This is a genomic window from Rhodococcus sp. 15-2388-1-1a (assembly GCF_002259145.1).
Classification (GTDB): Bacteria; Actinomycetota; Actinomycetes; order Mycobacteriales; family Mycobacteriaceae; genus Rhodococcoides.
On record NZ_NPFP01000046.1, the window covers coordinates 96,125 to 115,805 of the forward strand.

The 19,681-nt window shown below is 65.7% G+C and carries 21 protein-coding genes; 13 read left to right on the plus strand and 8 right to left on the minus strand.

What is annotated here, in order from left to right; translation table 11 throughout:
• Positions 1–34 precede the first annotated feature (34 nt).
• Complete coding sequence (locus CH302_RS25280; RefSeq protein ID WP_037186677.1) at positions 35–970, plus strand: NADP-dependent oxidoreductase; 936 nt, start codon at positions 35–37, stop codon at positions 968–970.
• A gap of 418 nt (positions 971–1,388) precedes the next feature.
• Here the strand turns inward: CH302_RS25280 and CH302_RS25285 are convergent, their stop codons facing one another.
• Positions 1,389–1,865, minus strand: coding sequence for an OsmC family protein (locus CH302_RS25285; RefSeq protein WP_037186679.1), 477 nt, complete (start codon positions 1,863–1,865; stop codon positions 1,389–1,391).
• Positions 1,866–2,030: 165 nt separating this feature from the next.
• Between CH302_RS25285 and CH302_RS25290 the strand changes: the two genes are divergently transcribed.
• Positions 2,031–2,555, plus strand: a complete 525-nt coding sequence (locus CH302_RS25290) for a hypothetical protein (protein WP_037186681.1) — start codon at positions 2,031–2,033, stop codon at positions 2,553–2,555.
• A gap of 3 nt (positions 2,556–2,558) precedes the next feature.
• Here the strand turns inward: CH302_RS25290 and CH302_RS25295 are convergent, their stop codons facing one another.
• The gene (locus tag CH302_RS25295) at positions 2,559–3,038 is read right to left on the minus strand and encodes a winged helix-turn-helix domain-containing protein (protein ID WP_037186683.1); all 480 of its coding nucleotides are present in this window, start codon (positions 3,036–3,038) and stop codon (positions 2,559–2,561) included.
• A 162-nt stretch (positions 3,039–3,200) separates the two neighbouring features.
• Between CH302_RS25295 and CH302_RS25300 the strand changes: the two genes are divergently transcribed.
• Complete coding sequence (locus tag CH302_RS25300) at positions 3,201–3,716, plus strand: GNAT family N-acetyltransferase (protein ID WP_052047392.1); 516 nt, start codon at positions 3,201–3,203, stop codon at positions 3,714–3,716.
• On the opposite strand, the gene map is transcribed toward CH302_RS25300, so the two are convergent.
• Positions 3,717–4,487, minus strand: a complete 771-nt coding sequence (gene map, locus CH302_RS25305; protein ID WP_037186686.1) for a type I methionyl aminopeptidase — start codon at positions 4,485–4,487, stop codon at positions 3,717–3,719. It lies immediately after the preceding gene.
• A gap of 104 nt (positions 4,488–4,591) precedes the next feature.
• Here map and CH302_RS25310 point away from each other — a divergent pair, with 104 nt between their 5' ends.
• The 4 genes from CH302_RS25310 (at position 4,592) to fgd (ending at position 7,081) form a co-directional block, all read left to right on the plus strand.
• Positions 4,592–5,284 carry a GNAT family N-acetyltransferase gene (locus tag CH302_RS25310; RefSeq protein WP_094650126.1) on the plus strand — a complete coding sequence of 231 codons (693 nt, stop codon included), beginning with the start codon at positions 4,592–4,594 and terminating at the stop codon, positions 5,282–5,284.
• A gap of 51 nt (positions 5,285–5,335) precedes the next feature.
• Positions 5,336–5,674, plus strand: a complete 339-nt coding sequence (locus CH302_RS25315) for a hypothetical protein (protein ID WP_037186688.1) — start codon at positions 5,336–5,338, stop codon at positions 5,672–5,674.
• Positions 5,671–6,003 carry a YidH family protein gene (locus tag CH302_RS25320; protein WP_037186690.1) on the plus strand — a complete coding sequence of 111 codons (333 nt, stop codon included), beginning with the start codon at positions 5,671–5,673 and terminating at the stop codon, positions 6,001–6,003. The genes CH302_RS25315 and CH302_RS25320 overlap by 4 nt, the downstream gene beginning before the upstream one ends.
• A 64-nt stretch (positions 6,004–6,067) precedes the next feature.
• Complete coding sequence (fgd, locus tag CH302_RS25325) at positions 6,068–7,081, plus strand: glucose-6-phosphate dehydrogenase (coenzyme-F420) (RefSeq protein ID WP_032401751.1); 1,014 nt, start codon at positions 6,068–6,070, stop codon at positions 7,079–7,081.
• Here the strand turns inward: fgd and CH302_RS25330 are convergent, their stop codons facing one another.
• Positions 7,082–7,606, minus strand: coding sequence for a nitroreductase/quinone reductase family protein (locus tag CH302_RS25330; RefSeq protein ID WP_037186693.1), 525 nt, complete (start codon positions 7,604–7,606; stop codon positions 7,082–7,084).
• A 161-nt stretch (positions 7,607–7,767) separates the two neighbouring features.
• On the opposite strand from CH302_RS25330, the gene pta reads away from it, so the two are divergent.
• Positions 7,768–9,891, plus strand: coding sequence for a phosphate acetyltransferase (gene pta, locus CH302_RS25335; protein ID WP_052047252.1), 2,124 nt, complete (start codon positions 7,768–7,770; stop codon positions 9,889–9,891).
• Entirely contained in the window at positions 9,888–11,075 is a 1,188-nt protein-coding gene (locus CH302_RS25340) for an acetate kinase (protein WP_037186695.1), read from the plus strand. The genes pta and CH302_RS25340 overlap by 4 nt, the downstream gene beginning before the upstream one ends.
• Here CH302_RS25340 and CH302_RS25345 read toward each other — a convergent pair.
• Genes CH302_RS25345 through CH302_RS25355 form a run of 3 tightly spaced genes read right to left on the minus strand, consistent with a single transcriptional unit; the run spans position 11,072 to position 15,781 of the window.
• The gene (locus tag CH302_RS25345; RefSeq protein WP_176460774.1) at positions 11,072–13,498 is read right to left on the minus strand and encodes a serine/threonine-protein kinase; all 2,427 of its coding nucleotides are present in this window, start codon (positions 13,496–13,498) and stop codon (positions 11,072–11,074) included. The two genes, CH302_RS25340 and CH302_RS25345, sit on opposite strands and share 4 nt — an antisense overlap.
• Positions 13,499–13,508: 10 nt before the next feature.
• Entirely contained in the window at positions 13,509–14,480 is a 972-nt protein-coding gene (locus CH302_RS25350; protein ID WP_037186698.1) for a glutamate ABC transporter substrate-binding protein, read from the minus strand.
• Entirely contained in the window at positions 14,477–15,781 is a 1,305-nt protein-coding gene (locus CH302_RS25355; RefSeq protein ID WP_037188570.1) for a hypothetical protein, read from the minus strand. Before CH302_RS25355 ends, CH302_RS25350 begins: the two co-directional genes overlap by 4 nt.
• Before the next feature lie 72 nt (positions 15,782–15,853).
• On the opposite strand from CH302_RS25355, the gene CH302_RS25360 reads away from it, so the two are divergent.
• On the plus strand, positions 15,854–16,690 hold the full coding sequence (locus CH302_RS25360) for an NUDIX hydrolase (protein WP_037188572.1): 837 nt from the start codon (positions 15,854–15,856) through the stop codon (positions 16,688–16,690).
• Positions 16,691–16,702: 12 nt separating this feature from the next.
• Here CH302_RS25360 and thiE read toward each other — a convergent pair whose 3' ends face one another.
• Positions 16,703–17,395 carry a thiamine phosphate synthase gene (gene thiE, locus CH302_RS25365; RefSeq protein ID WP_037186701.1) on the minus strand — a complete coding sequence of 231 codons (693 nt, stop codon included), beginning with the start codon at positions 17,393–17,395 and terminating at the stop codon, positions 16,703–16,705.
• Between the two features lie 158 nt (positions 17,396–17,553).
• Between thiE and thiO the strand changes: the two genes are divergently transcribed.
• The 3 genes from thiO to CH302_RS25380 are packed head-to-tail and all read left to right on the plus strand — an operon-like array spanning position 17,554 to position 19,599.
• Complete coding sequence (gene thiO, locus CH302_RS25370; protein ID WP_230596175.1) at positions 17,554–18,606, plus strand: glycine oxidase ThiO; 1,053 nt, start codon at positions 17,554–17,556, stop codon at positions 18,604–18,606.
• Positions 18,603–18,818, plus strand: a complete 216-nt coding sequence (gene thiS / locus CH302_RS25375; RefSeq protein ID WP_037186702.1) for a sulfur carrier protein ThiS — start codon at positions 18,603–18,605, stop codon at positions 18,816–18,818. The genes thiO and thiS overlap by 4 nt, the downstream gene beginning before the upstream one ends.
• 28 nt (positions 18,819–18,846) lie before the next feature.
• Positions 18,847–19,599 (plus strand): thiazole synthase, encoded by a 753-nt coding sequence (locus tag CH302_RS25380; RefSeq protein WP_037186704.1) that lies wholly within the window; start codon positions 18,847–18,849, stop codon positions 19,597–19,599.
• Positions 19,600–19,681: the final 82 nt, after the last annotated feature.

Below are 19,681 nucleotides of genomic sequence, written 5' to 3' on the forward strand. Positions count from 1 at the left end.
GAACATTCGCGTCGTGGTGACCGTTGTACCGCGCATGACACGAGTTGCAGTTGCAGCGTCCTACGGTGGACCGGACGCCATCGAGATCGTCGAACGAAATCTGCCTGAACCGTCCGAAGGCGAAGTTCTGGTCGAGGTCAGGGCAATCGGCGTCAACCCTTTCGACTACAAGAGCTACAGCGGTGCGTTCGGCACCGACGAATCCAAACTCCCGATTGCGTTGGGTAGCGAGGCATCGGGAACCGTGGTTGCGGTCGGCGGAGCCGTCGAGGGCCCGGTCGGGCCGATCGCCGTCGGCGACGAGGTTGTCGTGTCCGGCCAGAACGGCACGTACGCCGAACGGATTCTGGTTCCCGCACGGTTCGTGTTTCCGAAGCCGGAAGCCTTGGACTGGAACGTTGCTGCGGGTGTACTCGCCGTGGCTGGAACTGCGTACGACGCACTGGAGTCCGTCAGAATCAAGAGCGGAGACACTGTTCTCGTACACGGAGCGGCAGGCGGCGTCGGGTCCGTGGTGGCTCAGCTCGCTCTGGAGCGCGGTGCAACCGTCATCGGGACCGCGCGCCTACAGAACCACGATGCACTCCGGGCCTACGGTGCCGAGCCCGTCGAATACGGCGACGGACTGATCGACCGGGTCCGGGTAGCCGCACCGAACGGTATCGATGCGGCAATCGATACGGTGGGCACCGACGAGGCGGTCGACGTGTCTCTCGAATTGCTCACGGATCGAGCAAGATTGGTGACGACGGCAGCCTTCGGACGGGCTTCGACGGATAGATTTTCGACCGTCGGTGGGCCGGCGAGCATGGAGCGTCGACGCCTCGCATCTCCGGTGCTGTTGGAGCAGGCCGGTGCGGGAGTGTTCGAGGTGACGGTCGCAAAGACCTTCCCGCTCGCCGAGGCTGCCGTGGCACACGCTGAACTGCAATCGACGCATCCGCGCGGAAAGTTCGTCCTGATTCCCTGACTGTTCGGGCGCAACTACGCACATGCTCTTCCGGCCGATCATCCCAATTCGGGTCGTTCGAATCAGCGTGATTTCAACCGGTGCCAAATCTGGGCGTCGAGCCTAGCGTCGGGTCCATGACCTGGCTGAAAGCACGAGTAGCAGCGATCCTCGATCGTCTCGGAGCACAGCCCGCGTGTACCCACGCGGCCGTCGACTTCGGTATCCGCGGCTGATGATGCATTCGTAACGTCAGCGTGAATTGACCTGGACAAGCTGGTCTCGGCTCGTCACGAGCGAGGGGATATCGCACCGACTACACGGTGACGACGTTGCGCGGGCACGTCGGTCTCGACGAGGAGCCCGCGTGGGCACAGGTCCAGGCCTCGTAGGGCGCGTCGCGGCGCTCCCTACGAGCAGATCGGAATACAGACCGCGCTCAGCTGAGGTCTGCGCGTGACCACTCGTTCACGAAGTCAAGGCCGCTGCGAACGAAGAGCTGGGTCACCGGGCAACGGCGAGCGACCTCGGAGACGAACTTGTCGAAGGTCTCCTGGTCGGCGTCGGTCTGAACCGTGGCCTCGACCTTCACGGCGTCGAAGTTCGCATTTCCTTCGTCACCGTTCACGAGCACTGCGGTGTCGAGGTCGCCTTGGATGCGAAACGTGAACTCGCCGAGTGTGATTCCCAAGTCCTTGGCGACGAGGGCGGCCGTCACCTGGTTGCACGAGGTCAACGCACCGAGCGCGTAGAACAACGGGCTGGGTGCCTCGTCCTTACCACCGAATGCGGGGTAGGCATCGGTGTCGAACCGGTGGCCTGCATCGCCCTCGGCGACGAGGTGCTGGGCGACCCCGGTACCGCTGGCGTTGAGAACGAAGGGAACGACGGACGTTCGAATAGTGCTGGTTGTCATAAATTTCGACGATGGCCCTTCGGCGACCGAAGCAAAATGGTTAGGCTCATCGTGATTCGAACTCGGCACGCACACGGAGCCGTCGAGACGCGCGTCGACGATGGAAGCTAACGATCGGGTCTCGACTCGAGTGGGGTACGGCCACACACGATCTACGATGTCCTCATGACTGCCGATCCGACCACGCCCGCACCGTCGACCAGCTCGGCGAACTGGAAGAGGCGGGGCATTCTCGTCGGAGCCGGCATCGTCCTGCTGTTGATCGCCTACTTCATCTTGGCAGCGTTTCTTCCGCGCTGGTGGAGTCTGCGGGTGGAGACCCTGGCCGACCGCACGTTCACCAAGGGCATTCTGTGGGGCCTGCTGTTCGGCATCGTGTGCACGTTCGCGCCGCTGGTGTTCTTCTGGAGCGCCTGGTCGGTTCGGAAGGGCAGGGCGGGCAAGCAGCTCGCCATCGGGTCGGTGATCCTGGCTGTCGTCACGGCGATTCCGAACCTGTTGACCCTCACCATCGTCCTGGGTACCAGCAACGCGGCTCATGCCGGCCAACGCACCCTCGATACCAGTGCGCCGGGCTTCCGCGGTGCCACCGCACTGGGTGCGATCATCGCCGTGGTTCTGGTCGCTCTGCTGGTATTCGTGGTGGTGCGTCGAAACCGTCGCCGCAGAACTGCTGCTCTGTCGCAGTAACGGTCAGGCGCTACGCAATACCGTCGGTTGCGTGATGACCCGGATTCCCGGTTCCGGGTCGAAGCGATAGCCGGTTCCTCGGACAGTGGTGATCAATCGACCGAACTGACCGAGTTTGGTGCGCACTCGGGAGAGGTGGACGTCGACACTGCGTCCGCCGTCGGAGGTGCTGAGTTCGGATCGTCCGACCACGACCCGAGGGTGCCGCGCCAGGTAGGCGAAGATCTCGAACTCGGTGTGGGAGAGACGAATGCTCCTGCCGCCCAGGATCACGTCGCGGGCCGGGATATCGATGACCAGTGGCGCGTTCAGTTCGTTGACCCTCACATCGAATCGCGTGAGGATTTTCGCATGCGGGGCATAGCTTTTGGCGGCGCTGCGGAGCGCCTCGGCCAGTGCGTGCAGCTGCGGTCGGGTCAACCCCTGCAGTGATGATGTTCCGGAATCGGAGATACGGACAACGACTGTGGCTTCGGTGGTCATGGCTGGAGAACTCCTGGGACAAGGGTTGCTGCAGATACTGGGGCGATCGGTCAGTGGTGGCAGCGACAGTTCTCGTTCACAGTCACATGGTCGACGACGAATCGAAGGTTCGCCATGGATCTGCTCACCGTGAGCGCAACTGTTGACCCGACGATCCTCGGCATGTTGCGATCGGGCGTGACCGATGTATGCCGACCACGAACCGAACTCACGATCCGCAGCGTCGACTGGGATCATCCCGACGCCGAAGCCCTTCGTGCCTCGATGGCCGCCGAGGTGGGTCCCCGTTACGCCGACCGGGCCGCTCTGATGTCCAAGACCCAGGCCAACGCCGTCGACGAGAGCTCTGTGCACCGGACGTTCCTCGTGTATCGCCGTGACCAGGAGGGTGCGGAACAGGCCGTCGGACATGCAGCGTTGCGGTGGAACGGGGCGGACCTCGAGCTGAAGCGCATGTTCGTACACCCCGACCATCGCGGCTCGGGTGTATCTACCGCTCTGCTGGTGGCGTCGGAGAACGCTGCTCGTGAGCAGGGCCTGTCGCGGCTGATTCTGCAGACCGGAGACCGACAGCCCGACGCAGTTCGTCTGTACGAGAAGAGCGGCTACACCCGAATTCCGGTGTTCCCGCCCTACGAGGTGCTGCCCTTCTCGAACACCTTCGAGAAACGGCTGTAGTTACGCGGGCAACGTCATTATCTCTGCACCGTCGTCGGTGATGATCACGGTGTGCTCGCTGTGCGCGGTGAGGCAGCCCGTCGTGCTTCGTAGGGTCCAGCCGTCGGGGTCGGTGACGAGTTCGGCGGTGTCCTCCATGACCCACGGCTCGAGTGCCAACATCAAGCCCGGGCGTAGGCGGTAACCGCGGCCGGGCCGTCCGGAGTTGGAGACGTGGGGATCCTGGTGCATCGTCGAGCCGATGCCGTGGCCGCCGAACTGCATGTTGATCGGGTAACCGGCAGCGCTGAGCACCGTGCCGATGGCGTGGGAGATATCGCCGATCTTGTTGCCCGGTCTAGCCGCATCGATTCCCGCGGCCAGCGCCCGTTCGGTGGCGTCGATCATCGCGAGAGCCTGGGCTGGCTTGTTCTCACCGACGACAAAACTGATGGCCGAATCCGCTGCGACGCCGCCGAGGATCACGGCCAGGTCCAGCGTCAGCAGATCGCCGTCGGCCAGCGCGTAGTCGTGTGGAAGGCCGTGTAGCACAGCATCGTTGACGGAGGTGCAGATGTAGTGACCGAACGGACCGCGGCCGAAGGACGGCGCGTAGTCGACGTAGCAGGACGTCGCCCCGGCTCCCTCGATGATCTCCTTGGTCCACTGATCGATCTCGAGCAGATTGGTGCCGACTGTGGCGCGTTCGCGGACGGTCCGAAGAATCCCGGCCACCAGTGCGCCGGATTCGCGCGCGAGGGGGATCTTGGTGGGGGGAAGAATCTCGATCATGTGGTGCCTTTCGCCGTATGACGAACAACGATACCGGTATAAGTATTGGTGTCGAGTCCGACTGTGCGCAGGGGCGTGAGTCGGTTCGTGCGACGCTGTCTGTCGTGTCTGCTCACCCTCTTGACGACCCCGTTCGTAATTCCCTCGAGGGCTCGCTCTCGCGGTTCGCGGTCCGGCGCGGACGGATCATCCGTGCCGATCCCGAGGTGTCTCCGTTCCTGGTGCACCCCGACGTCCTCGAGTCCCAGGACTGGGACGACATCGCCGCCCTGTTCGGGCCGCGGACCGTCGTCGCACTCGACGGTCCGGAACGCGAACTGCCCGAGGGCTGGTCGCACCTGGAGACCTTCGGTCTGGTGCAGCTCGTCGGCACGCACCTCGAGACGCGGCCCTTCGCCGAGGCGGTCGAGCTGACTGCAGCGGACGTCCCGGAGATGCTCGACCTGGTCGGTCGCACCGAGCCCGGGCCGTTCCTGCCCCGCACCATCGAACTCGGCACGTACCTCGGTGTTCGACGCGATGGCGCGCTGGTCGCGATGGCGGGCGAGCGTATGCACCCCACTGGCTGGACGGAGATCAGTGCCGTGTGTACCGACCCGGCGTTCCGCGGGCAGGGTCTGGCCACCGACCTGGTTCGCGCGGTCGGTCACGGTATTCGGGCCCGCGGTGAGGAGCCGTTCCTGCATGCGTCGGACGCGAACGTGCGCGCCATCGAGCTCTACCTCTCCATCGGATTCGAGTTGCGTCGAACCTCGCACCTGACGTTGGTCCGTACGCCTGCGCCGAGCTCGAGATAAGTTCCGGAATCCGCTGTTGCGTGCTCCGAGCTCGAAGACATACCGTTACCTATGCGAATAAATGGCGACGTCATCTACGACGATGGACTGGTCCTTCTCGACGAAGCCGGCGTCACGCTGAGGTACTACTACTTCCCCGTCGCCACGAAGAAGTTCGTCCCCTACGACAGGATTCGCGCCGTCGACACCGCCGTCCTCGGCAATTGGAACGGGCGGTGGCGGCTGTGGGGCGCATCGTGGATCGATCAGTGGCTCCCACTGGACGTGATGCGTCCCAAGAAGGACACTGCAGTGGTGTTGACTATCCGCCGCATCTCGCCGGTATTCACCCCCGACGATCCTGAACTGGTTGCCCATCTCATTCGCGAGCGCATGACCGCACACGCGTGACGCGCCCCGACGAGCGGTTCACGCTCGCCAGTGAGCGCACCTTTCTCGCCTGGCTGCGGACGTCGCTCGGCCTGCTCGCCGGCGGAATTGCGATCGTCCACCTGGTTCCCGATTTCAGTACCGGGTGGGTTCGGACGACCCTCGGTCTGGTTCTGATCGGCCTCGCGGCAGCAGCACCGATCATCGGTCTGCGACGGTGGATGCGCGTTCGAGATGCCCTCGAAAGCGGTGCACCGATGCCCGAGTCACGGGATCTGTGGATCTTCGCGATCGGTATCGGCGCAGTGGCGGTGCTGGCTGCAGTGGTCACGGTTCTGGGGATCCAGTAGAGCGTGACGAACCACCACAGGTGCACAATCGAAGAACTAGGACGACCAACGACAGGAGTTCGGCGTGGCGCAGGGTCTCAAGCTGGGGTACAAGGCATCGGCGGAGCAGTTCGGACCGCGGGAGTTGGTCGAGCTCGGTGTGCTCGCCGAGCAGCACGGTATGGATTCGGCGACGGTCAGTGATCACTTCCAGCCGTGGCGGCACGAGGGCGGGCACGCGCCGTTCTCCCTTGCCTGGATGACGGCTGTCGGCGAGCGGACGAACACGATTCAGCTCGGCACCTCGGTGCTGACACCGACCTTCCGTTACAACCCGTCGGTCATCGCTCAGGCGTTCGCGACGATGGGCTGCCTGTATCCCGGACGCATCATGCTCGGTGTCGGTACCGGCGAAGCGCTCAACGAGATCGCGACCGGATTCACCGGCGAATGGCCGGAGTTCAAGGAACGATTCGCGCGCCTGCGTGAGTCGGTGCGGTTGATGCGCGAGCTGTGGCTCGGCGACCGCGTCGACTTCGAAGGCGAGTACTACACGACCAAGGGTGCGTCGATCTACGACGTTCCCGAGGGTGGCATCCCGGTCTACATCGCCGCCGGTGGTCCCGTGGTGGCGCGGTACGCAGGACGCGCGGGCGACGGTTTCATCTGCACCTCGGGCAAGGGCATGGAGCTCTACACCGACAAGCTGCTTCCTGCCGTGGAAGAGGGCGCGGGCAAGGCCGAGCGCGACGCCGGTGAGATCGACAAGATGATCGAGATCAAGATCAGCTACGACACCGATCCCGAACTGGCGCTGGAGAATTGCCGCTTCTGGGCTCCGCTGTCGCTGACGCCGGAGCAGAAGCACTCGATCGACGATCCGATCGAGATGGAGAAGGCCGCCGACGAGCTGCCGATCGAGCAGGTCGCCAAGCGCTGGATCGTCGCATCGGACCCGGACGAGGCAGTGGAGAAGGTCAAGCAGTACACCGATGCCGGCCTGAATCACCTGGTGTTCCACGCCCCGGGCCACGATCAGAAGCGGTTCCTCGAACTCTTCGAGAAGGACCTCGCACCGCGCCTGCGCAAGCTCGGGTAGTTACGAAGGACCACCGAGATCGGCCGTGAGTGCGAACAATCGCATGTCGCGGTCGGTCCGGGTCTCGTACTCGCCGTACACCTCGACCATCGCGTCGAACTGCCGGTAGATGCGAGCCTTCTCGTCTCCGGTGATGCGGGTGGCGAGCACTGGGATCTTTTTGCCGCCGATGGCCACCACGGCCTTCGGGTCGGCGAGCAGGTTCGACGTCCACGCCGGGTGGTGCTGCTGACCGAAGTTGGAGCCGACGACGTAGATCTTGTCGTCCTCCCGGTAGTACAGCAGTGGGCTGGTCCTGGGTTTGCCGGATTTGCGGCCGGTGGTGGTCAGCAACACCACCGGAGCCGCGATCGGTCCGAGGACGGTGAAACGGCCGTCGGACTTGGTCAGTAACCACCGGTCGACGCCTGCGAGGTTCCGGATGACCCACGAACCGGGCTTCGTCGACGCGAACTTCACGGCGGGCTTGCGGATGAACGAGGTTTCGCTGCCCCAGCGCACATCCGGGAACGGTGATTCGGCCATGGTTCATGGGACAACCCGACCGCGCCCGGTGTCAACACCTGAACCATTGGGCAGGAGTAGAGCCTGCGGAACGACCCTTACCAGCAGGAGTGGAGCCTGCGGAACGACCCGTATCAGGCAGGAGTGGAGCCTGCGGAACGACCCCTACTAGGCTGGCGGGCATGGCTGAGCCCAGCGGCACCGACGCGTCGGACATGTATCCCTCGAGCATCTACATCGCGTCACCGGAAGGGGACACCGGGAAGTCGACCATCGCGCTCGGTGTGCTGCAGATGCTCGCTGCGTCCGCGGCCCGGGTGGGGGTGTTCCGTCCCATCGCCCGATCGACCGACGAGCCCGATTACATCCTCGAGTTGCTCGTCGAGCACACCACTGCTGATCTGACGTACGAGCAGTCGCTCGGTGTCACGTACGAGCAGGTGCACGCCGATCAGGATGCCGCGCTCAGCAAGATCGTCGATCGGTATCACGAGGTCGCTTCTCAGTGCGACGCCGTGGTGATCGTGGGCAGCGATTACACCGACGTGGGCAGCCCCAGTGAACTCGGCTTCAATGCTCGCATCGCGGTCAATCTCGGTGCCCCCGTGCTGCTTGCGCTGCGCGGGTCCGGTCGCACGCCCGACGAGATCGCACAGTTGGCCACTCTGTGCCAGGGCGAGCTGCGTCAGCACCACGCCCACTTGGCTGCGATCGTGGCGAACCGTTGCGCGCCCGAGGATCTCGATGCGGTCACCGACGCATTGGCGTCGGTGGGTGTGCCTGCGTGGTCTCTGCCGGAGATTCCGCTCCTCGTCGCGCCGACGATGGCGGAACTGCTCGAGGCGGTGGACGGCACACTGTACTCCGGTGATTCGTCATTGCTGCAGCGAGAAGCGTTGCGGGTCATGGTCGGTGGCATGACGGCCGAGCACATCCTCGAACGCCTGACCGAGGGTGTCGTCGTCATCGCACCCGCAGACCGATCCGACGTGTTGCTCGCCCTCGTCAATGCCCATGAGGCGGAGGGGTTTCCGTCCCTGGCCGGCATCATCATGAACGGCGGCATCGAGCCCCATCCGGCCATCGCTCGTCTGGTGGCGGGTCTCGGCCCCCGGTTGCCGATCCTGACCACCGAGCTCGGCACCTTCGACACCGCCTCGGCTGCAGCGCAGACGCGCGGCCGGGTGGCGGTGGGCTCGCAGCGCAAGGTGGACACCGCACTCGGCCTGATGGAACAGCGGGTCGATGCGAAAACCCTTCTGGGTCGTCTCGACATCGCCATTCCCACCATCACGACCCCGCAGATGTTCGAGTACCAGCTGATCCACCGGGCACGCGCCGACCGCAAGCACATCGTGCTCCCCGAGGGCGGCGACGATCGCATCCTGCGGGCTGCCGGACGTCTGCTGCAGCGGCAGGTCGCGGACCTGACGATCCTCGGCGAGGAAGGTCCCATCCGACGACGCGCGTCGGAACTGGGCGTCGACCTCGACAGTGCCACGGTTCTCGACCCCAAGAACTGCGACTACGCCGAGGACTTCGCGGCCGAGTACACCGAGCTGCGCAAGCACAAGGGAATGACGATCGACCGCGCCCGCGAGATCATGGCCGACATCTCGTACTTCGGAACGATGATGGTGCACAAGGGGATTGCCGACGGCATGGTCTCGGGCGCGGCGCACACCACCGCGCACACCATCAAGCCGTCGTTCGAGATCATCAAGACCACCGAGGGTGTGTCGACGGTGTCGTCGATCTTCCTGATGTGCCTGTCCGATCGTGTTCTCGCCTACGGTGACTGCGCCGTCGTACCCGACCCGACGGCCGAGCAGCTGGCCGACATCGCCGTCTCCTCGGCGCAGACCTCGGCCCAATTCGGTATCGAGCCGCGGGTGGCCATGCTGTCGTACTCCACCGGCGAGTCCGGTTCCGGAGCCGACGTCGACAAGGTTCGGCAAGCCACAGCGCTTGTGCGCGAACGTAATCCGGAACTGCTCGTGGAGGGTCCGATTCAGTACGACGCGGCGATCGAACCGTCCGTCGCCGCGTCGAAGCTGCCCGATTCCGACGTCGCGGGCCGAGCGACGGTGTTCATCTTCCCGGACCTCAACACCGGCAACAACACCTACAAGGCCGTCCAGCGCAGCGCCGGCGCGGTTGCCGTCGGACCTGTTCTGCAGGGCCTACGCAAGCCCGTCAACGATCTCTCGCGCGGTGCGCTGGTCGAGGACATCGTCAACACCGTCGCCATCACGGCGATTCAGGCACAGGGCATCGCCGCCGCAGCCGATCAGGAGGGCAAGTGAGCATTCTCGTCGTCAACTCCGGTTCGTCCTCGGTCAAGTTCCAACTCGTCGACCCGGGCTCGGGGGAATCCGTGGCCAGTGGGCTCGTCGAGCGCATCGGTGAATCCGACGGTCGCGTCGAACTCGACCACCGGGGCGAGAGTGTCGAGCGAATCCAGCACATCGACGACCACGGTGCCGGTCTGGCCCTGGCCTTCGAGATGCTCGCCGACGCAGGCGTCGAACTGGAATCGGTCACCGCGGTCGGGCATCGCGTCGTCCACGGCGGGACCGTCTTCTACCGTCCGACGATCATCGACGACTCCGTCGTGCAACAGATCTCCGATCTGAGCAACCTTGCACCACTGCACAATCCGCCCAACGTGCTGGGCATCGAGGTCGCCAGGAAGCAACTGCCGAACGTGCCTCATGTGGCAGTGTTCGATACTGCCTTCTTTCATTCCCTGCCCGACGCGGCCGCGACCTACGCCATCGACGCGACCGTCGCTGCCGAGCACGACATCCGACGGTACGGCTTCCACGGCACCTCGCATCGTTACGTGTCCGAGCAGGTGGCGCAGTTCCTCGGCCGCGACCTCGCCGACATCGACCAGATCGTGCTGCATCTGGGCAACGGTGCGTCGGCCTCGGCCGTCGCCGGCGGCAAGGCGGTCGACACCTCGATGGGACTGACTCCCCTCGAAGGTCTTGTGATGGGTACGCGCAGTGGGGATATCGACCCCGGCGTGATCATGCACCTGCGGCGCAGTGCGGGCATGAGCGTCGACGACATCGATGCGCTGCTCAACCGTCGCTCCGGGCTGATCGGACTGTGCGGGGTCAACGACTTCAGGCAATTGCAGCAGCGGATCGACGACGGCGACGCCTCCGCACGCTTGGCCTACGACGTCTATATCCACCGTCTGCGTAAATACATCGGTGCGTACATGATCGGGCTGGGACGGCTGGACGCCATCACGTTCACCGCCGGTGTCGGCGAGAACGCCGCAGCGGTGCGCGCGGACGCCCTCGCGAATCTCGAGGGCTTCGGCATCGAGATCGACGCCGAGCGTAATGCGGTGCGCAGCAAGCAGGCTCGGGTGATCTCGACCGACTCGTCCACCGTCACGGTGTTGGTGGTGCCGACCGACGAGGAGCTGGCGATCGCGCGTGCGGCGGACGACCTGGTCAGAGAAGTCGCCTAGAACAACGAACGTGGCCTGATCGCGTTCGCCAGATCCACCAGCGAGAAGCGGTGGGCGCGATCGGTGGCGTTGCGAGCCAGTGCGCGAAGGCCCTTCTCGGTGCCGCGCCGCAACCCGTCCTCGGTGAACGGCACGCTGAGAATGGGCTCCCGCTCGGCGGTGGCGGCGTGGCCGGAGACGATCCAGTCCAGGGCCATCGCCAGCACCAGCGTCCGCATCTGCAGCGCCCGGCTCTCGGCCTTGGGCAGCAACGCCACTCGCCGTGCAGCAGAACGGAAATCGGATTCGGACAGCTCGGCTCGCGAGCGGTCCATCAGCAACGTCAACACACTCGTCATGCGGGCCATGGAGTAGTGCCGCGAACTGATCGGCACCTGATCCAGCGCGGCGATGGCCCCGGTCTGATCGCCGCGGCGCTGCAACTGCCTGGCCAGGCCGAATGCCGAGCTGACGATGCCACGATTGGTTCGCCACACCGCGCGGTACAGACCCTCGGCGCGGGCCCGCCACTTCTCGGCTTCCTCGCCGTTGCCTGCGGCCACATGCCCGAGCAGTTCGGAGGTGGCTCCGAGCGCGAGCTTGGGTGCGAGTTCACCGGGCATCGCGCCGAGCACGTTGTCGAAATCGGCGAACGCAGAATCGTATTCGTGATGCAGCAGTGCGATCAGGCCCGCGTACCACTGCACTCGCCACGGGTCCGCGGTGTGGTCGGTCGACTGCACCTTGGCCAGAATGTCGGTTGCTTCGACGACGTTCCCGAGATCCAGATGGGCTTTGACCTCGGCGAGGGTGATCTCGAGACTCAGTTCCACGGGACCGGAGGAGCCCCCGGAACGGCTCGATTCGGCTCCCGAGGTGACGCGTTCGATGCCGTTGCGTTTGGCGTGCTGCAGCGAGTCCAGGGTCTGTCGAGGTTCCACGTGTACGGCGGCCGCCAGCAGCGGCGCGCTCGGGTCGTTGGGGTCCACCAACGGAACCGGAAGCGCGGCAACCACTTCGGCTGCGGTCATTCGTTCGTGGCGCACCGTACCGTCCACGTAGGTGTCGGTGCGTCCCACCGAATGCTCGGTGCCGAAAGTGGTACGCGGCGGGCTGAATACCGTCGACAGTCCCGGCCGCTCGACACCTGTTCTGATGGCCAGGATCTCGCGCAACACGCCGGTGGCCTGCCCGGCGAATTCGTCCGCGGATCGGAACCGCCGAGCGGGGTCCTCGTGCGTCGCGCGCAGCAACAGTCGGTGCAGTGACGGAAACTGTTGCAGTACTTCGGATTCCTCGGCCGAAGGCAGGCCGTCGAGGTACTTGCCGTTCTTCGACGGCATGTTCAGCGTCAAGACCGCGAGCGTGCGGCCGACCGTGAAGATGTCCGACGCCACCGTCGGTCCCGTCTTCACGATCTCCGGTGCCTGGTAGCCCACCGTGCCGTACAGGTAGCCGTAGTCCTCGATACCTGCGACCGCACCGAGGTCGATGAGTTTGATCTGGTCGTCGGAGACCATGATGTTCTCCGGCTTGAGGTCGTTGTAGACCAGTCCGATCGAATGCAGGTAACCCAGTGCCGGAAGCACTTCGAGGACGTAGGCGAGTGCCTGTTCGACGGGCAGCCGGGTGCCGTCACCGCACGCGGTGAGGATGTCGCGCAGTGAGCGGCCGCCGACGTATTCCATGACGATGAAGCCGACGGTCGAGCCGTCGCTGCGGGGTTGCTCGACGAAGTTGTAGATTTTCACCACACCGGGATGGGCGACCTCGGCGAGGAATTGCCGCTCGGCGACCGCGACGGCGTGTGCCTCTTCGTCACCGAAGTGCAGCAGTCCCTTGAGTACCACCCAGCGGTCGCTGACGTTGCGGTCGATGGCGAGGTAGATCCAGCCGAGTCCGCCGTGCGCGATGCAGCCCTGCACGTCGTATTGACCGACCACGCGATCGCCCGGCTCCAGCAACGGAGTGAAGTCGAACGTTGCGCCGCAGTGCGGGCAGATGCCCATCTCCACGTCGGGACCGCCCGGTTCACTGCGGCCGACCTTGGCATTGCACTTCCAGCAGAACCGTTTGTGCTGCGGCACCGACGGATCCGACATCACTGCGGTGGCAGGATCGATCGGTTCGACGCGGGGCACATCCACCAGACCGCCGCCGAGTCGTCGCCGAATGCCGGTGCTGCGCGATCGACCGGATCTCGACCGACCCGTCTTGGAGCGCGTGGAAGCAGGGTGTGACGGAGCGGATGTCGGGGTCCGATCGTCGACCGGTGACCGTGAGACGGCCTGGGTGCGCTCGATGCCGTCCGTTCCCGAGACGCCGTCCGTGTTCGATCCGGCCGGTGTTCTCGACACAGCCCGGGTGCGCTCGCTGTCGTCGGTGCGCGAGACCGCCTGCGTTCGCTCCGCCGGGGCCGTCTGCTGCTGTTCGTCGTCGTCCATGTCGGCGCCCCTAATCGCTGTACGTCGCGCTGGGCGGACCGGGGGAGGGGCCGAGCACGGTCAGCCACCGGTTGTAGATGCGGTTCCACGTGCCGTCGGAGCGAATGCGTGCCAACGTGCCGTTGACGAAGCGGACCAGATCCTCGTTGTCCTTGTTGATTCCCACCCCGTACGGCTCCGGGCTCAGGCTGTCACCGACGATCTCGAGGTACGGATCCTGTGCTGCGAGACCGGCCAATATCGCGTCGTCGGTGCTGATGGCGTCGACCTGCCGTTGCTGCAGCACCACAAGGCAATCCGACCACATCGGTACCGTCACCACGGTCGCGGCAGGCTGGACGCGTTGGATGCGTCGCAGCGAGGTGGTGCCCTCCACGGCGCATACTCGCTTGCCCGCCAGGTCCTCGACTCCGCGGATGCCCGAACCCTGCACCACCAGAACACGGTGCTGCGCTTGGAAGTACACGGTGGAGAACTGGACGTCCTTGCGGCGAGCGCACGTGATGGTCATCGTCTTGACCACCATGTCCACCGAAGAATCCTGCAGAGCTTCGAGCCGCTGTGCGGAGGTGAGGATGCGAAAGTCCAACCGGTTCGGATCGCCGAACAGGTCTCGTGAGACTTCCCGCGCGATGTCGACATCGAACCCGACCAGCTGACCGGTCATCGGATCGCGGAAGCTGAAAAGGTTGCTGCCCGTGTCCAACCCGACGACCAACCGGCCCTTGGCGCGCAGTGCGTCGATGGTCGGTTGTGGCGGTGGCGGAGCATCGGTGCCCGTCTCCAGTGGTCGCAGGCTTGCGGTGGGGCGGGCGCACTCGTCGTCGGCGGGGCTCTCGGTGGGGCGAGCGGCGACGGACGCGCCTTCCGGTAGTGGCGGTTCGGTGAATGTCGTGTCGACCTGCGGCGCAGAGTTCTCCGGCGGCGAACAGCCGACCAACAGGGCGGTGACCAGGATGCCGACGGCGAGTAGACGTTTCACAGGTACTCCCGCAGCCTCGGGAACAGGCCGACACCGAAGGCGACCGATGCGAAGACGGTGAGCACGTACGCGCCGTCCGGCAGTCCGGACAGCACCCACACCGATCGGTCGATGTTGGACCGCAGTTCGCTCCGCGCATTCTCGATTCCGTCGACCAGGACGCTGTCCAGCGCGGTGAACGCGGCCGCCGAATCGGACTCGCCGGTGCCGGTGGCAATGGAGACCGCGCCGTTGAAATCGCCGACCTCGAGTGCGGAATCGATCCTCGAGTGCGAGACCGACCACGTGTTCAGTGCATCGATCACCGCGGTGTCGCCCTGGAACATCTCGGTGAGCCGAGAGACGTTGGCGTCGAACGATTCTCCATAATCCTGACCGCCGCCGCGGCGGGCGAGGTCGAGTGTCTCGTCTGCTCTGGCCTGTTGCGCCAGAATGAAACCCGTCGTGTAGGACTTCAGCGGAGACACTCCGCGGTCGATCGCGCGATCGGTGGCGATCGAGGAAACCAGTCCCACCACCAGCATCCAGCCCAGTAGCCCGGCGACAGCGACTGTGGCAGTGAGGAATCCGACGTTCAACGTCCGGCGAGTGGTCCGCGACAGGTACCACTGGGCCAGGCCGGTCATCAGCAACAGGAACACCAGCGAGCCGATCGCGAACAGTGGAGGACTGGTGAACCGTTCCTGATCGGCCGACACCCGCGACGCCTGCTCGGTGTACAACTTCTCGGCCAGCGGCAGCAAGCTCGTCTGCATCATCGTCGACGCCTCGCCGAGGTACGCCGCGCCCACCGGATTTCCGCTGCGGTTGTTGGCTCGCGCCGTCTCGACCAGGCCGCTGTACACCGGCAACCCGGCGGCGATCTGGGTGAGCACCGCGCTGGTGGCCGCGTCGTTCTCGGTCACCCCGGCCGAGGCCGCGATCAGCTCGGACGACGCCTCGCCGAGCGCCTGCGAGTAGCGCTCGCGCACCTCGGGCGGCTCGAGACCGCCGGCGATGAACGCGGTGGCCGCAGCCGCGTCGGCGACCGACAGCGCCCCGTACAGATTCTGTGCCGAGTTCGCGAACGGCTCGGTGCGCACCAACAGGGTGCCCAGGGTGTCGACTCGATCGGTCACTGCCGTGGACGCGAGATTTCCGACCGTCAACGCGAGCACCACCAGCGCGGTTCCCATCGCGACCAACCGCGCAGGCGTCGAACGCATCGTGTATCGAACCGGTGGCTTGCCTGCAGCGACACCGACGTGCGTAGCCGTTGTCGGGGGGACGGCAGCGGAGGGGGTAATACCGGCCGCGATCACGCACCCGAGCATATAAGTAGGCGGACGGTACTGCAGCCACTACAGGCAGGTGATTCACCTAGGGTGGTGAGTATGCGTGGTGACGGGGACGGCTGGGTGATCGGCGAGAACGGCACTCGGCACTGGGGAAAGCACGGTGCCGCCGGACTGTTGCTGCGTGCACCGTCGAACGCCGGCGAACCGGTGGTGCTGCTCCAGCACCGTGCCCTGTGGAGTCACCAGGGCGGAACCTGGGCGCTACCGGGCGGAGCCCGCGATTCCCACGAGAGCACCGCGCACGCGGCGGTGCGTGAGGCCCACGAAGAAGCCGGTATCTCGGCCGAACAGGTCAGTGTGCGCAGCGAGCGCGTCACCGCGAGCGTCGAGAGCGGCTGGTCTTACACCACCGTCGTCGCCGATACCGATCATCCGTTGACCACCGTGCCCAACGGGGAGAGCACCGAGCTGCGCTGGGTGCCGGAGTCGATCGTCGACGAACTCCCGTTGCACCCTGGTTTCGCGTCCAGCTGGCCGTCGCTGCGCACCGTGCCGCTTCGAGTGCTGCTCGATACCGCCAACGTGCTGGGCTCGCGACCGAACGGATGGTGGAAGGACCGTGCCGGATCCACCGGCGCACTGCTGACCTCGCTCGCCGAGACGCTGCCGCGCACCGTCGAACTGCCGAGCGGTCAGTACGGCTGGCTCACCCGCATCGAAGCCGTCCTCGAAGGCCAGGCCAGGGACGCCGTGGTCGACGACCCGCGCACCCGGACGATCCTCGCCGACGGCAGTGGCGACGACACCCTGGCCGAGCAGGCCGACCTCGATGGGGACCTGACGGCGCTGGTCACCGCCGATCGCGGACTGCAGAATCGGCTGCCCACCTCGGTGCAGGTCCTGACGCCGTCCACGGTTCTGTCGTGGCTCTAGGGCTTTAGGGTTCTAGGGCTGAAGCGCCTGCACCAGTGAACGGGCGGCCGCCTGCGGGTCCCTGGCCTCGGTGATGGCGCGGACCACGACGATGCGATCGGCACCGGCTGCCCTGACCTGATCGACATTGGTCGCGTCGACGCCGCCGATGGCGAACCACGGCCGCTCCGGGAGCGAGTCCGCCGTCGCCCGCAGAGTCTCGAGCCCCGCGGCCTTGCGATTGGGCTTGGTGGGCGTCGGCCACACCGGCCCGACGGCGAAGTAGTCGACGCCGTTCTCGATCGCGGCGAGCGAGGACTGAGCGCGGTTCTGCGTCGAGCGCCCGATCACCACGTCCGGTCCCAGAATCTGCCGCGCGTAGTGCACCGGCAGATCGCCTTGGCCGAGATGCAGCACGTCCGCGCCCGAGGCCAACGCCAGATCCGCGCGATCGTTGACCGCGAGCAGCGCACCGTGCCGCTTGGTGGCAGCGAGCAGAATCGCCAGCGCAGCGAGCTCGTCCTTGGCTTCGAGGGGACCGAACTCGCGCTCGCCGGCGGAGTTCTTGTCGCGCAGCTGGATGATGTCGACGCCACCGGACAACGCGGCCTCGGCGAACTGCGCGAGGTCGCCCTTGTCGCGCCTGGCATCGGTACACAGGTACAGGCGAGCGGACGCAAGACGCTCACGGGGAGTCTGGTTGCGGGCGGTCTGAGATGGATGCACAAAGCGAACTGTATTCTCATGGTGGCCGCCACCGACGACGGAGTGGCCGAGATATCGCGGGAGTCCCGAGGATCGTGGGGCTGAGAGTGGGTTCGCCGCCCTTACCGTCAATACCTGAACCCGATCATGCGGGCGCAGGGAGTGAGGACGTGAATCGCGTGCACATCGTCGTTATCGGCGGAGGCGTCATCGGGCTGTCGACGGCGCTGCGCCTGAGCCGGGACGGTCACCGGGTCGTCGTTCACGATCCCGCTCTGGGCAAGGGCGCATCCTGGGTCGCGGGCGGAATGCTGGCACCGTTGTCCGAGGGCTGGCCCGGCGAACACGAACTGCTGCACCTGGGCGCTGCGTCGTTGGCGCGGTGGCCGGAATTTGCCCGACGCCTCCCCGGCCCCTCGGTGTTCTCCGCAGCGGGATCGGTGACGGTTGCCCTCGACTCCGCCGATGCCGCCGATCTGCGAACCATCGCCGAATGGGTGGGCGAACAGGGGCACGAGCTCGAGATTCTGGGACGGGCGCAGCTGCGCGAGCTCGAACCGGCTCTGGCACAGAACATTCGACTCGGCCTGCTGGCTCCGACCGAGTTGTCGGTGGACAATCGCGTGCTGATCGCCGCACTCGAGCAGGGATGCATGGATGCGGGAGTGGAGTTCTCCACGGACTCGGTCGACACCATTCCCGACGCCGATCAGGTGGTCCTGGCCGCCGGGGCGCAGTCGGCGGCGTTGTGGCCCACCCTTCCGGTCCGGCCGGTCAAGGGCGAAATCCTGCGGCTGCGTCGTCGACCGAGTGCCGCGCCGCCGCCGAACCGGACCGTTCGCGGAACCGTGCACGGGCGCGCGATCTACCTGGTACCGCGCGGCGACGGATTGGTCGTCGGCGCAACCCAATACGAATCCGGCCAGGACACTCAGGTCACCGTCGCCGGGGTACGAGACCTCATCGCCGACGCCGAACGGCTCATGCCGAGCATCGGCGAATACGAACTGTACGAAACCGCTGCCGGACTGCGGCCGATGAGCCCGGACGGACTGCCCATCATCGGCAGGCTGTCTCCCCAGGTGATCGTTGCCACCGGCCACGGCCGCAACGGCATCCTGCTCGCGCCCATCACCGCCGACGCAGTCGCCGCACTCATCTCCGGCGAGGCGCTGCAGGAGGCGAAAACAGCTACACCCGAACGCTTTTCGCACATAGAGAGGACACCATGACACAGGTCGCGATCGGTATCACCGTCAACGGTGAGGACCACTTGCTCACCGAGGACATGACCATGCGTCGGCTGCTCGAATTCCTGGGGCTGCCCGAGAAGGGCATCGCCGTCGCCGTCGACGGAGCGGTGCTGCCCAAGAGTCGCTGGGACACCACCAGCGTCGAAAAGGGTTGGACCATCGACGTCCTCACGGCGGTTCAGGGTGGCTGAGGGTCGTTCCGCGGGCTCCACTCCTGGGGTGGCTGAACAACTGGTCATCGCCGACCGCACCTTCACCTCCAGGCTCATCACCGGCACCGGGGGAGCGGCGAATCTCGCGGTACTCGAGGAGGCCCTCGTCGCGTCGGGAACCGAACTGACCACCGTCGCGATGCGCCGCGTTGACGCAGCCGGTGGGACGGGAGTGCTGGATCTGCTGCGCCGGTTGAACATCGCTCCGCTGCCGAACACCGCAGGCTGCCGTGGCGCGGCCGAAGCAGTGCTCACCGCGCAACTGGGCCGTGAGGCGCTCGAGACCGACTGGGTGAAACTCGAAGTGATCGCCGACGAGCGGACCCTGCTGCCCGACGCCATCGAATTGGTCAAGGCCGCAGAACAACTCGTGGACGACGGTTTCCAGGTGCTGCCGTACACCACCGACGACCCGGTACTGGCGAAGCGACTCGAGGACATCGGCTGCGTGGCCGTCATGCCGCTCGGCTCGCCCATCGGCACCGGGCTCGGCATCTCCAACCCCCACAACATCGAGATGATCGTCGACGCCGCATCGGTTCCGGTGATCCTCGACGCGGGCATCGGCACCGCCAGCGACGCCACCCTCGCCATGGAACTCGGCTGCGATGCGGTGCTGCTCGCGACCGCGGTGACCAGGGCAAAAGACCCGGCGCTGATGGCGTCGGCGATGCGTCATGCTGTCGCCGCGGGGTACCAGGCCAGGCACGCCGGCCGAATTCCGAAACGATTCTGGGCGCAGGCCAGCTCGCCCATGTGACCGGCTGCGTTGCGTGTGGTTCTGCGCATCCGGCAAACGCGCGCGCATTTGTGGAACGCGCGCAGAATAGTGGCGAATGCGA

Excerpts from the sequence above, each read along its gene's own strand:
- CH302_RS25280 (WP_037186677.1), top strand. The coding sequence starts at position 35 with ATGACACGAGTTGCAGTTGCAGCGTCCTACGGTGGACCGGACGCCATC.
- CH302_RS25285 (WP_037186679.1), bottom strand. The coding sequence starts at position 1,865 with ATGACAACCAGCACTATTCGAACGTCCGTCGTTCCCTTCGTTCTCAAC.
- CH302_RS25290 (WP_037186681.1), top strand. The coding sequence starts at position 2,031 with ATGACTGCCGATCCGACCACGCCCGCACCGTCGACCAGCTCGGCGAAC.
- CH302_RS25295 (WP_037186683.1), bottom strand. The coding sequence starts at position 3,038 with ATGACCACCGAAGCCACAGTCGTTGTCCGTATCTCCGATTCCGGAACA.
- CH302_RS25300 (WP_052047392.1), top strand. The coding sequence starts at position 3,201 with ATGTTGCGATCGGGCGTGACCGATGTATGCCGACCACGAACCGAACTC.
- map (WP_037186686.1), bottom strand. The coding sequence starts at position 4,487 with ATGATCGAGATTCTTCCCCCCACCAAGATCCCCCTCGCGCGCGAATCC.
- CH302_RS25315 (WP_037186688.1), top strand. The coding sequence starts at position 5,336 with ATGCGAATAAATGGCGACGTCATCTACGACGATGGACTGGTCCTTCTC.
- CH302_RS25330 (WP_037186693.1), bottom strand. The coding sequence starts at position 7,606 with ATGGCCGAATCACCGTTCCCGGATGTGCGCTGGGGCAGCGAAACCTCG.
- pta (WP_052047252.1), top strand. The coding sequence starts at position 7,768 with ATGGCTGAGCCCAGCGGCACCGACGCGTCGGACATGTATCCCTCGAGC.
- CH302_RS25345 (WP_176460774.1), bottom strand. The coding sequence starts at position 13,498 with ATGGACGACGACGAACAGCAGCAGACGGCCCCGGCGGAGCGAACGCAG.
- CH302_RS25360 (WP_037188572.1), top strand. The coding sequence starts at position 15,854 with ATGCGTGGTGACGGGGACGGCTGGGTGATCGGCGAGAACGGCACTCGG.
- thiS (WP_037186702.1), top strand. The coding sequence starts at position 18,603 with ATGACACAGGTCGCGATCGGTATCACCGTCAACGGTGAGGACCACTTG.